Below are 12,358 nucleotides of genomic sequence, written 5' to 3' on the forward strand. Positions count from 1 at the left end.
GCTGCGCTAGGAAGCGAAGATGATGTCGTCGCGCTGGCTGACGTGCCAGGGGATCACCAGCCGCTCGATGCGGTCGACAATCCAGAACAGGATGACGCCGAGCAGCGCGAGGATCACCAGCGCGGCGAACATCGTCGGCAGGTCGAAGGTGCCGATCGAGCGCTGCATCACATAGCCGATGCCGGAATTGGAGCCGACGAACTCGCCGACGACGGCGCCGACCACGGCGAGCGTCACCGAGACTTTCAGGCCCGAAAAGATCGCGGGCATCGCGTGCGGCAGGTTGACCGCGCGGAACACCTGGAAGCGGCTGCCCTGCATCGCGCGCGCCAGATCGACCATATCAGGGTCGACCGACTTGAAGCCCTGCACCGCCGAGACCACCACGGGGAAGAAGCCGAGCAGGAACGCGGAGATCACCTTGGGGATGATGCCGAAGCCGAACCACACCACGAACAGCGGCGCGATCGCGATCTTCGGTACGGACTGGGAGAACACCAAGAGCGGATAGACGTAGCTCTCGACCGTCTTCGAACCCGCGATCAGCATCGCGACGGGAATGCCGAACAGCGCCGAGAGCAGGAATCCGCAAATCGTTGCATAGGTTGTCGGCCAGGACTGCCGCAACAGCTCCGGCCAGTCGCTCCAGAGCACCGCCACGACGTCGCCGGGCGAGGGAATTTGGTAGGCCGGAATATGGAACAGGCGGATCGCGAGGTCCCAGGCCGCCACGATGACGACCAGGAACAGGAACGGACGTACCCACGCCGCATTCAGCACCTTCGACAGGCCCGAAGGGCTCTTTGCCTCCACCACGTCACGCTCCCCTTGCAGTCTCTCTGTTCGTTCAGAAATTAACCCGTTGGATAAATACTGTCCAGCCCCAAGCGCGCGGCAAAATCGCACCGAAATACGCTACTTTCGTCAGGCGAAAATTTTTGTCGGGTGAAACTTCGTAGCCCGGATGAAGCGCAGCGAAATCCGGGAACGGCGATCCGCGGATAGAGTTACCCGGATTGCGCTTCGCTCCATCCGGGCTACACGCCAGAATGATGGGCAATGAGCGCGGACAAGCCGCGCCGCCTCACACCAAGCGGTGTTCCATCGACTTCAGCGCCGGCATCGCTCCGCCGAACGCCGCCGTGGATTTGCCGGTCAGCGCCGCCAGCACCAGCGCGGTCATGTGCTCGAGGCGCTCGTCGCGGGCGTCCTTCTTCAAGAGGTCGCGGCCGAAGATCACGCTCAGCGTGGCGCTGTTGGAGAGATAGAAGAACGCGAGCCCGGCGATCGAGATGTAGAGCTGCACCGGATCGACGGCGACGCGGAAATCGCCGCTCTCGACCCCGCGCGTCACCACGGTGCGGATCATCTCGACAAAGGGCGAGTGCATCGACTTGACCTTGGTCGAACGCTTCAGGTGTTTTGCCTTGGCGAGGTTTTCGGTGTTCAGCAGCGCCAGGAACTCGGGATTACGCAGAAAATAGTTCCACGTGAAATCGATCAGGCGCCCGATCGCCTCGGGCGGATCGAGATGCTCGAGATCGAGGGTGCGCTCCTCGGCGCGGATCTTCTCATAGGCGCCTTCCAGCACCTCGAGATAAAGATCCTCCTTGTTGCCGACGTGATAGTACAGCATGCGCTTGTTGGCGTCGGCGTTGGCCGCGATGCGGTCGACCCGCGCGCCGGCGAGGCCATGGGCGGCGAATTCCTGCTTGGCGGCCTCGAGAATACGCAACCGCATCCCCTGGGGGTCGCGCTGCCATCTCTGTATTCGCTTTGCCTTGGCCAAATCGATCGCCCGGTGATGCTGGGTTCGTGAATGTAGCATGACGCGCGACGTTTGAGAACGAATGTTGTCGTGATGCTCGTGCGGGAATATTTCTCGTAGATGCCCTCTTCGTCACTCCCCGGCGCGCAATTGCTCACCTGAGGGCGCGCCACCGGATCGCGCGACGCACACTGCCGGGACGCCGCGCGGACAAAACGCGGCCTAGCCCGGCTTTCCTTGTGACGGCTGCACCAGAAGCGTCGGCACACCGCATGTACCGTTGCGCGCCGTCATCACGCGCGTGCCGGGCTTGCGGCCGGTGCGGACTTCGGAGACGTCGACGCCAGCGGCAATCAGCCGCGCACGTGTGGCGTCGATATCGGCGACGCGCCAGCAGATGCCGCGCAGCCGGTCCGGCGCGTCCGTCTCCGATTTGCCCGGCCGGTGCGTGACCTCGACCACGAGGTCGCCGCAGCGGAAGAACATCAGCCGGCCCCACTCCGGATGCGACCGGTCGAGCGCCATGTCGAGCCCGAGCCGAGCACCATAGAGCGCGGCGGCGCGTTCCGGATCGGCGGTCGAAACCACCACGTGATCCATCGCGGTAATCGATGCGGTCGTGGTGCGGACCGACAGCGGCCGCTCCTGCTCGCGCTCCAGGAAGAACATGCGCACGCCGCGCGTCGCGTCGGTCGCGGCCCGCGTACGCTTCCACGACAGCGTGGCTCCACTGCTGTCGTCGCGGCTCTCGACCTCCGCGACGGGTTCGGGCTTCAGCGTCAAGCGGTCGAGCCTGCGGTGTGTCTTCGCGATATCGCTGGTGCGGAAGCAGAGACTCGCAAGCCCCTCGCCCTGGGTGGCAAGCGCGCTGCGGATGCGCTGGGCTGCATCGCCGTCGCCGTGCGGCGCCACCAATTCCAGCGTGGTGTTATCGAGCGTGAACAGCGTGCGGTCCGCGCCGCCGCCGCTGTAGCGCCAGGAAGGCGTCCGCGCGAACAGCGTCTCGTAGGCCGCGCTGGCAGCAGCGATGTCGCTGGTCAGGACGACGACGTGATCGAGACCGGTAATCATGGCCGCAACCTCCCCGAATCTGCCGTCATTGTGTTTCTCCCTTAACCCAACCCGGAACCACGGACTGCCGCCGGCCGTTATGCCGCATGCCAGAACGACCCGGCGCAGTCGTCATCTCTACCTGTAAACCAGGCAGGGTTGCGAATATTTTCAGCGATATCGGCCGATCAGCAATGCTAGTCTGGAACCGCCGGCCGGGACCACACCAGCCACGACGGAAAGCGAATGCAGGCTCTCTTCATCGGACAGACCTATATCGACGTCACCTTCATCACGGATCACATGCCCGTTGGCGACGAAAAGCACGTCGCCGACGCCTATGCGGTGTCGTTCGGCGGCAACGCCGTGACCGCGGCATTCTGCTGCGCCAAGCTCGGCGTCCCGCCGGACCTGATCGCCACCATGGCCAATGACTGGCTGGGACGGATGTTCTGGGACATGGCCGACAGGTACGGCATCTCGTTCCACCCTCGCAAGGTCAAATCCTCCTCGCTGTCCTTCATCATGCCGAACGACGGCAAGCGCGCCATCGTCCGCTGCCGCGACGACCAGCACATCCACCCCTTTCCGCTGCTGAACATCAAGGGCTGTCGCGCACTGCACATCGACGGCCACCAGCCGGACGCCGCGATCCATTATGCAAAGCTGTGCCGCGAGGACGGCATCCTGACCTCGCTCGACGGCGGCGGCCTGCGCACCAACACCCACGAGCTGCTCGCATTCATCGACATTGCGATCGTCGCCGAACGGCTGTGCGAGCAGATGGACAAGACGCCGGAGCAGATGCTCGACTATCTCAAGGGCCGCGGCTGCAAGGTCGGCGGCGTCACCATGGGCGAGCGCGGCCTGCTCTGGTATGACGAGGCCGGCACGGTGCGCACGCTGCCGGCCTTCCCGATCCCGCGCGCGCGCGTGATCGATACCAACGGCGCCGGGGACGTCTTCCACGGCGCCTACATCTACTCCTACCTTTCGAACCCGAGCAAAGGCTGGCATGAGCACTTCAAGTTCGCACGTGCAGCCTCGACCTTCAAGATCCAGAAGCTCGGCAACGAGGCTGGCCTGCCGACGCTAGCGGATATCGCGGCGGTCAAGCAGGAGTTTCGCGCCGAGGCTTAATATCGGTGAACGGGGCTAGTCATGAGACACGTCTTCGTTGCCGGCAGCATCAATATGGACGTGGTGGCGACCGCCGAGCGCCATCCGAAGGTAGGCGAGACCGTGGCCGGCGAGGCCGTGCTCTATTTTCCCGGCGGCAAGGGCGCCAACCAGGCGGTGGCATCGGCCAAGCTCGGCATACCGACCACGCTGATCGGCCGGCTCGGCATGGATGCGTTCGGCAAGGAGCTGAGAGCGTTCCTTGCCGCGCAAGGCGTCGATCTCACCTCGGTCAAGACCACGAATGGCACGCATTCCGGCACGGCGATCATCACGATCGCCAATGCAGACAACACGATCGTCGTCGTGCCGGGCGCCAACGGGCTCGTTGACGCTCGTGATGTCAAGGCTCCCTCACTTATGAAGGGTGACGTCGCGGTCAGCCAGTTCGAGATTCCGCTGCCGGCGATCACTGCCTTCTTCCGGCGCGCCCGCGCCGTCGGCGCCACCACGATCCTCAATCCGGCACCGGCAAAACAGGCCGACAAGGCTCTGCTCGAGCTCGTCGACATTCTCGTTCTGAACGAGACCGAACTCGGCTATCTGACCGGCACGGAGCTGCGCGACAGCGACGACCCGTCCCGCTTCGCACAGGCGGCCCGGACCTTGGGGCAAGGCAAGATCGTCTGCGTCACGCTCGGCAAGCGCGGCGTGCTGGCGCTGGTCGAGAACCAGCCGCTGCTCGTGCCGGGACGCGAGGTCAAGGCCATCGACACCACAGGCGCTGGCGATTGCTTCGTCGGCGCCCTCGCCTCACAGCTCGCCATCGGCAAGCCGCTCGGCGACGCCCTGGCCTACGCCAACGCCGCCGCCTCGATTTGCGTGCAACGGATGGGGGCCGCGCCGTCGATGCCGACGGCGTATGAGGTGGAGGACGCTCTCTCCCCAAGTCGTCCCGGCGAAGGCCGGGACCCATAACCACGACTGTCAAATGTTTGCGGCGCTGGAATGACGAGTCCCGTTCACTAGACCCGCTGCAGAGTATGGGTCCCGGCCTTCGCCGGGACGACGCTTGCTTACATTTGCGTCAGCGCACTCTTCAAATCAAAGCTCGCATCTCCCGCCTGCTCCGGCGTGATCGAGCCGCCGGCACCGAGCAGCCGGCGGCCGAACATGTGATCGCCGGCGCGGTTGACCGACTCGATGCCGAGCAGTTTGTCGCCGCGATAGCAGAACGCCGAGAACGCGCCCTGCGCGCGGTCGCCGCGCACCACGACACGGTCGTAGCCGGTGGTGAGACCCGCCATCTGCAGCTTGTCGGGGCCCTGGTCGCTCCAGAACCACGGCAGGCCGTCATAGACCTCGGTCTTGCCGGTCAGCCGCGACGCCACGCAGCGCGCATGGTCGGTCGCGTTCTGCACCGACTCGAGCCGCAGCGATCCGCCGAAGCGTTTGCTGGTGTAGAGCGCGCAGTCGCCGATCGCGGAGACATTCGGATCGGCGGTCAACAGATGCTCGTCGACGATGATGCCGGATGCGACCGGCAGGCCGGCCTCCGCGGCAAGCTCGACATTCGGCAGCACGCCGACGCCGACCACGACGAGATCGGCCGGGATATGCGTGCCGTTGCTCAGGCTGACGCCGGTAACCTTGCCGCCATCGGCCTCGATCGCCGTGACCTGCACCCCCAGGCGAATCCGGATGCCGGCCGCGCTGTGGCGGGATTGCGAGAACTCGGAAATCTCCGCGGTCACCGCCCGCGCCATCACGCGGGAGGCGAGTTCGACCACGTCGACCTCGAGGCCCTTGGCCCGGGCGGTGGCGGCGAATTCGAGCCCGATGAAGCCGGCACCGATCACGACGACGCGCATGCCGGGCGCGATCAAATCGCGCAGCGCCTGGCTCTCGTCCAGGATGCGCAGGTAGCGGACAGCATCGAGCCTGGCGTTGGGGATATCCAGCAGCCGGTTCCGCGCGCCGGTGGCGAACACCAGGTGACCGTAGTCGAGCGACGCGCCGGAGGCGAGCGCCACCTTCCGCGCATTGCGATCGATCGCATGGGCGCGATCGGTGATCAGCTCGATCTTGTTGTCCTGGTAGAACTTGTCGGGCCGGAACATCAGGGTCTCGGGCCCGCCGGTCCCTTTCAGATAGGCCTTCGACAGCGGCGGCCGCTGATACGGCAAATGGCCTTCATCATTGATCAGGGCGATGCGTTCGGCGAAGCCGGCCTGGCGCAGCGACGCCGCGAGCTGGAAGCCGGCGTGTCCGGCGCCGACGATGATGACCGAGCCCGTCATCGGAACAACCCAAATACGCGCGAGCAGGAGTGACCCATGCCGTTTCCTCTTGTCGATGTTAGCTTGCTTGCCCCGTCCCCACAGCGCTCGTGTCTGCGTACCGAAGGCGCGTGCTATTTGGCCTCATGGCTCGCACCGATGCAAGGGGGTCTCAGGCGATTCTGGGCGCACCCGCGGTCCCCGGCCGCCGGACCGGATTGCCACGGCTCCCGCCAAGGCCTTAAATGTCCGGAACCAACAAGCCCAAGGTCTTCAATATGCCAGCACCCGCCCCCTCCGCCAACGACCCCGCTTTGCTCCGCATCGACGGCGCCATCGCGACCATCACGCTGAACCGGCCGGCCGCGTTCAACGCGATCGACATGACGATCGCCAAGAAGCTCGAGCAGCTCAGCGCCGAGGTTGAAGCCAACAAGGACGTTCGCGTGCTGGTCATCGAGGGCGAAGGCCGCGCCTTCTGCGCCGGCGGCGATCTGCAGACCATCGGCGCCGCGACCGAGGCCAACAATGTCGCCCCCGTGGTCGGCGAGATGCTTCACCACTACCATGCCTTCATCGAGACGGTCCGGCGGATGCCGAAGATCGTGCTATCCAGCGTGCATGGTTCGGCGGCCGGAGCCGGCATGGGCCTCGCGTTCGTGACCGACCTGTGTATCGCCGCAGAGGATGCCCGCTTCACGCCCGCCTATGCCAAGATCGGCGTGTCGCCGGATGGCGGCAGCACGGTCGGCATCGTCGGCACGGTCGGGACCCGCCGCGCGCTGCAGATTTTCCTCGCCGAGGATGGTTTCACCGCGCAGCAGGCCTATGAATGGGGTCTCGTCGTCAAGACCGTCCCCGCGGCCGAGCTGAAGGCGGCGACGCGGCAGCTCGCCGAGCGCCTGGCGCAAAATCCGCCCGCCGCGATCGCGGGGACCAAATCACTGGTCTATCAGGCCGCCACCACGCCGACCAAGCAGCAGCTCGACGCCGAGGAACACAAGATCATCACGGCGATGCATACCGACGATTTCCGCGTCGCTGTGAAGAAGTTCACCAGCAAGTCGAAGTAGGAACAATAATTACGACAGCGTTACAATGGTCTCTCCCCTCATCCTGAGGAGCGCGGATCGCGCGCGTCTCGAAGGACGAGGCCACAGACGGGCCTCATGGTTCGAGACGCGCGTTCCGCGCTCCTCACCATGAGGGGTTCTGTGCCGGTAAGATTAGTTAGGGCAGATGTACCCCGTGCCGCCGGGCGCCTTGAAACAGCCGACCGATTCCGGGATCACCTGCTTGGGCAGCCACAGCACGACCTTCGGAAAATAGATCGTGAAGCAGATCGTGACCAGGAACACGACATAGATCGGTAGCGCCGCCCGCAACGCTTTTGCAAAGCTGATGCCGACGAATTTCGAGGCCATCAGCAGCACGAGCCCGTAGGGCGGCGTGATCAGGCCGAACGCCAGCGTTGCGATCAGCACCACGCCCATGTGCACGCCGTTGATGTCGCCGGCCTGGGTCAGCGCGTTGACCAGCGGCATGAAGATGATGATGGTCGGCACCGGCTCGATGAAGTCGCCGACCACGGTGAACAGCAGCACCATCAAGAGCATGATGAGGTGGGGATCGTTGCCGGCGATCGAGGTGATCCAGTCGGCGATGTAGATCGCGCCGCGCAGATAGGCCAGCATCCAGCCGAACGCGTTCGCCGCGCCGATCGTGATCAGCGGCAGCGAGAAGATCAGGCCGGCCAGGCAGAAGTCGTACGGGATCTTCTTCAGGTGCCCGCGGTTCAGCGCCGGGATCACCACGATAATGATGTAGGCGACCGCGACGACGCCGGCCTCGGTCGGCGTGAACCAGCCGGTCAGGATGCCGCCGAGCAGGATCACCGGGATCATCATCGGCAGCGCCGCGTCACCGGCGGCGAACGCGACCTGGCGCAGCGGCGCGCGCGGCTTGCGCAGTCCCGAGGGCCCGAAGAAGTAGCAGTAGATCATCAGCCCGAAGCCGATCATCAGCCCGGGGACCACGCCGGCCATGAACAACCCGGCGATCGAGACGTTGCCGACCGCGCCATAGACCACCGCCGTGATGCTCGGCGGCACCAGCGCCGCGATCGTCGACGCCGAGGCGATGATCGCGGCGATGAAGGCCGGCTCATACCCTTCCCGCCGCATCGGGCCGCCCAGCGCCCGGCTCATGACCGCGACGTCGGCGGTGGTCGAGCCCGACATCTCCGAGAAGAACATGCTGAAGACGACGACGACCTGCGACAGCCCGCCCCTGATATGACCGACCAGCGAGACCGACAGATTGGCGATGCGGACCACGACATTTGCCGAGCTCATGAGCTCGCCGACCAGCAGGAAGAACGGGATCGCAAGCAGCGCCTCGGAATCGACGCCGTCGAAGATCTTCTGGATGATCGCCGCCAGCGAGACGTCTGACAGCAGCGCGCCGACGAACACGCCGGCCATCAGCGAGAACGGCACGGGCACGCCGAGATAGCCGAAGAACAGGAAGCAGAACGACATCAACGCAAGCACGACCGGTGCGCTCACGGCTGCACTCCCGTCGTCGCGCGGGTGTCGATCGCAGGAATCGGAAGGTCGTCATCCGTCGGCTCCGGATGGTCGAAGCCGTTGCGGATGCCGTTGACGAGCTGCTCGATCGTGAACAGGCCGATCAGGATTCCGGACAGCGGGATCACCGCATAGAGAGAGGCGATCGGCGTACCCGACGGCAGGCGGAAGCTGCCGAAGCCGCGCAAGTAATTTTGATAGCCGTACCAGACCAGGCAGAAGGCGACGCCCAGCACCACCAGACGGATGACGATCTCGACGAACAGCCGCGACCTGCCATGCAGCGCTTCGGAGATCGCGGTGAGATAGAGATGGTCGTTGCGCCGTGTCGCGACCGCGGCCCCGATGAAGATCGCATAGATGAACAGCGTCGAGGTCACCTCCTGCAGCCACAGCCAGGGATGACCGATGGTGCGGGTGACGATATCGGCGGTCACCGACAGCGAGAAACCGAAGCACAGCAAGCCGCACAGCATCATCAGGATCAGCTCGAGCCGGTCGAGCGCCCGCCATTTCAGATGCCGCTGCCGTTGCAGCACCAGCGTGTCGGCGATGGCCATTCGCGCTCCCCGTGGACCCGGGCTAGTTGATCGCGCGGATCAAATTCTTGATCTTCTCCGCATGCGGCCCGAGATCCTTGGCGAGCTTGTCGAGATAGGGATCGGCGACCGCCGTAAAGCTCTTCTTGTCCACGTCCTCGACCACCTTGACGCCGAACGACTTCAATTTTGCAGCCGCGGCCTTCTCCAGTTCGAACGCCTTCGCCGGCTCCTTGGCGCTCACCTCGGCGGCCGCCGTCGTCACCCAGGCCTTCTGCTCGGCTGAAAGGCTCTGCCACAGCTTGTCGCTGACGAACAGCAACGCATTGTTGGCCTCGTGCTCGGTCATCGAGAGCACCGGCGCGACTTCGTAGTGCTTATTGACGAGGTAGACGTTCACGCTGTTTTCGGCCGCTTCGACCACGCCGGTCTGCAGCGACGTGTACACGCTGCCGAACGGCATATGAACGGTTTGCGCCGCGTAAGCCGGGAAGATCGTGTCCTCCGTAGCCGTCGCCTGAACGCGAATCTTTACACCCTTGAGGTCGCCGACGTTGTGGATTTCCTTCCTCGCATAGATGCTTCTCACACCTTGGCTGCCCGTCGCGATGACATGAAGGCCTCGCGACGTGTCGTCGATCATAGCCTTGATCGCATCGATCACCTTCGGATCGGCAAGCGCCTTGACCACGTGGTTGGCGTCGCGGAACAGGAAGTGCAGCGACATCACACCGGCCTGCGGCGAGATGGTTGCAGTGTTCGCCGACGAGATGATGGCGAATTCAATGTCTCCGGATTTCACAAGCTGCAGCAGCTGCGGCTCCTGTCCGAGCTGCGCCCCCGGATACTGGTCGACGATCATGGTCCCCTTGCTCAATTCCTTGAGCTTGGCGGAGAACATGTCGTAGGCGACGCTATAGCCGGTATTGAGCTGCTGATCGTGCGCGAAGCGGTAATGCTTGACCTCCTGCGCGCCGGCGCCCGCGGACAGCAGCAGCGCTGCCGCGGCCATGGCAATCCCGACGATCCTGGCTGAATAGCCCATCGCGACGTTCCCCCTGCTTTTAGTTGAGGGGATCATCCCACCAGTCGCGCGGGATTGTCAATAAAACAGGCGAAACGAGCTGCCTGCGGGTATCATTGAGTGCCGCATCACATAAATTATCGACAATTCGACCACCAGACCGAACGACGCGGGCGACTTGCTACTTGCCCTTGGCGCGCATGAAGTCGAAATCGCAGCCCTCGTCAGCCTGCAGGATGGTCTCGTTGAAGAGATGCGCGTAGCCGCGCTTGGCCCAATCGGGCGTCCCGGCCGGCGCGAGCGCGGCGCGTCGCTTCTGCAACTCGGCCTCGTCGACCAACAGATCGATGCTGCGCTTGGCGACATCGAGCCGGATCATGTCGCCGTTCCGCACCAGCCCGAGCGGACCGCCGACGGCGGATTCCGGCGTGATGTGCAGCACGATGGTGCCGAACGCAGTGCCGCTCATCCGCGCATCGGAGATGCGGACCATATCCTTCACGCCGGCGCGCGCGAGTTTTTTCGGGATCGGCAGGTAACCCGCCTCCGGCATGCCCGGCGCGCCCTTCGGGCCGGCATTGCGCAGCACCAGCACGTCGTCGGCGGTCACATCGAGCGCGGGATCGTCGACCCGCAGCGTCATGTCCTCGACCGATTCGAACACCACGGCGCGGCCGATATGCTGCAATAGTTTCGGGCTCGCCGCCGACTGCTTGATCACGGCGCCGCGCGGCGCGAGATTGCCGTGCAGGATCGCCATCGCGCCTTCGGATTTGATCGGGTTCGCCTTGGAGCGGATCGCGTCCTGCCCCGGCACATCCTCGGCATTGGCGACGACCTCACGCAAGGTCTGGCCGGTGATGGTCTTGGCATCGAGATCGATGAGGTCGCCGAGCTGCGCCATCAGCTTCGGCACGCCGCCGGCATGATGGAAATGCTCCATGTAGTGTTCGCCCGACGGCTTGAGGTCGACCAGCACGGGGACCTCGCGGCCGAGCTTGTCGAACGCCTCGAGGTCGATCTTGTGCGGCGAGCGGTTGGCGATCGCGGTGAGATGGATCAGCCCGTTGGTCGAGCCGCCGATCGCTTGCATGACGACCTGGGCGTTGCGGAACGAGGATGGCGTCAGGATCTCGCTCGGCTTCGGTCCCTTGGTCTTCGCCATCTCGGCCGCGACGCGGCCGCTGGCCTCCGCGGAGCGGAAGCGTTCGGCATGCGGCGCCGGGATCGTCGCGCTCATCGGCAGCGACAGGCCGAGCGCCTCGGTGATGCAGGCCATGGTGGAGGCGGTGCCCATCACCATGCAAGTGCCCACGGAAGGCGCAAGGCGGCCGTTCACCGCCTCGATCTCGTTGTCGTCGATCTCGCCGGCGCGATACTTGCCCCACAGCCGGCGGCAGTCGGTGCAGGCGCCGAGCACCTCGCCCTTGTGATGGCCGACGACCATGGGCCCGACCGGAATCACCACCGTCGGCAGATCGGCGCTGATCGCGGCCATGATCTGCGCCGGCAAGGTCTTGTCGCAGCCGCCGATCACCACCACCGCATCCATCGGCTGGGCGCGGATCATCTCCTCGGTATCCATCGCCATCAGGTTGCGCAGATACATCGAGGTCGGATGCGCAAAGCTCTCCGCAATCGAGATCGTCGGGAACACGAACGGCATCGCGCCCGACAGCATCACGCCGCGCTTCACGGCCTCGATGATCTGCGGCACGTTGCCGTGGCAGGGATTGTAGTCGCTGTAGGTGTTGGTGATGCCGACGATCGGGCGATTGAGCGCATCGTCCGAATAGCCCATCGCCTTGATGAACGCCTTGCGCAGGAACAGCGAAAAGCCGGCGTCACCATAGCTTGTCAGTCCCTTGCGAAGTCCGTCGGCCATTTTCTTCTATCCCGTGGTTGTTCGGCCGCACTTAAGGAGCGGCAGGAATTATTGTCAATATGAGATAATCCGGTCGCGGCGGGTGGCCGGTCTGCGGCAAAATCGC

At 64.6% G+C, this 12,358-nt stretch carries 11 protein-coding genes; 3 read left to right on the forward strand and 8 right to left on the reverse strand.

Going from position 1 to position 12,358, the window contains the following annotated elements; genetic code table 11:
• Positions 1-6: 6 nt before the first annotated feature.
• The 3 genes from QJT82_RS07565 to QJT82_RS07575 form a co-directional block, all read right to left on the reverse strand.
• Positions 7-816 (reverse strand): ABC transporter permease, encoded by an 810-nt coding sequence (locus QJT82_RS07565; RefSeq protein ID WP_028338827.1) that lies wholly within the window; start codon positions 814-816, stop codon positions 7-9.
• A gap of 268 nt (positions 817-1,084) precedes the next feature.
• A complete protein-coding gene (locus QJT82_RS07570; RefSeq protein WP_035630951.1) occupies positions 1,085-1,741 on the reverse strand; it encodes a TetR/AcrR family transcriptional regulator in 657 nt (218 codons plus the stop codon).
• A 249-nt stretch (positions 1,742-1,990) separates the two neighbouring features.
• A complete protein-coding gene (locus QJT82_RS07575; protein WP_028338829.1) occupies positions 1,991-2,839 on the reverse strand; it encodes a VOC family protein in 849 nt (282 codons plus the stop codon).
• Positions 2,840-3,064: 225 nt separating this feature from the next.
• Here QJT82_RS07575 and QJT82_RS07580 point away from each other — a divergent pair, with 225 nt between their 5' ends.
• A complete protein-coding gene (locus QJT82_RS07580) occupies positions 3,065-3,958 on the forward strand; it encodes a sugar kinase (RefSeq protein WP_028338830.1) in 894 nt (297 codons plus the stop codon).
• Between the two features lie 21 nt (positions 3,959-3,979).
• On the forward strand, positions 3,980-4,915 hold the full coding sequence (rbsK, locus tag QJT82_RS07585; RefSeq protein WP_028338831.1) for a ribokinase: 936 nt from the start codon (positions 3,980-3,982) through the stop codon (positions 4,913-4,915).
• Positions 4,916-5,013: 98 nt separating this feature from the next.
• Here rbsK and QJT82_RS07590 read toward each other — a convergent pair whose 3' ends face one another.
• The gene (locus QJT82_RS07590; protein ID WP_028338832.1) at positions 5,014-6,237 is read right to left on the reverse strand and encodes an FAD-dependent oxidoreductase; all 1,224 of its coding nucleotides are present in this window, start codon (positions 6,235-6,237) and stop codon (positions 5,014-5,016) included.
• Positions 6,238-6,494: 257 nt separating this feature from the next.
• Between QJT82_RS07590 and QJT82_RS07595 the strand changes: the two genes are divergently transcribed.
• Positions 6,495-7,289, forward strand: coding sequence for an enoyl-CoA hydratase-related protein (locus tag QJT82_RS07595; RefSeq protein ID WP_028338833.1), 795 nt, complete (start codon positions 6,495-6,497; stop codon positions 7,287-7,289).
• Positions 7,290-7,442: 153 nt separating this feature from the next.
• On the opposite strand, the gene QJT82_RS07600 is transcribed toward QJT82_RS07595, so the two are convergent.
• The 4 genes from QJT82_RS07600 to QJT82_RS07615 form a co-directional block, all read right to left on the reverse strand.
• The gene (locus QJT82_RS07600) at positions 7,443-8,783 is read right to left on the reverse strand and encodes a TRAP transporter large permease (protein ID WP_028338834.1); all 1,341 of its coding nucleotides are present in this window, start codon (positions 8,781-8,783) and stop codon (positions 7,443-7,445) included.
• Entirely contained in the window at positions 8,780-9,364 is a 585-nt protein-coding gene (locus QJT82_RS07605; RefSeq protein ID WP_028338835.1) for a TRAP transporter small permease, read from the reverse strand. The genes QJT82_RS07600 and QJT82_RS07605 overlap by 4 nt, the downstream gene beginning before the upstream one ends.
• A gap of 22 nt (positions 9,365-9,386) precedes the next feature.
• Entirely contained in the window at positions 9,387-10,388 is a 1,002-nt protein-coding gene (locus tag QJT82_RS07610) for a TRAP transporter substrate-binding protein (RefSeq protein ID WP_028338836.1), read from the reverse strand.
• Positions 10,389-10,548: 160 nt separating this feature from the next.
• Positions 10,549-12,252 carry an IlvD/Edd family dehydratase gene (locus QJT82_RS07615; protein ID WP_028338837.1) on the reverse strand — a complete coding sequence of 568 codons (1,704 nt, stop codon included), beginning with the start codon at positions 12,250-12,252 and terminating at the stop codon, positions 10,549-10,551.
• Between the last annotated feature and the right edge of the window lie 106 nt (positions 12,253-12,358).

The organism is Bradyrhizobium sp. Mp19 (assembly GCF_029952935.1).
Lineage (GTDB): Bacteria > Pseudomonadota > Alphaproteobacteria > Rhizobiales > Xanthobacteraceae > Bradyrhizobium > Bradyrhizobium elkanii.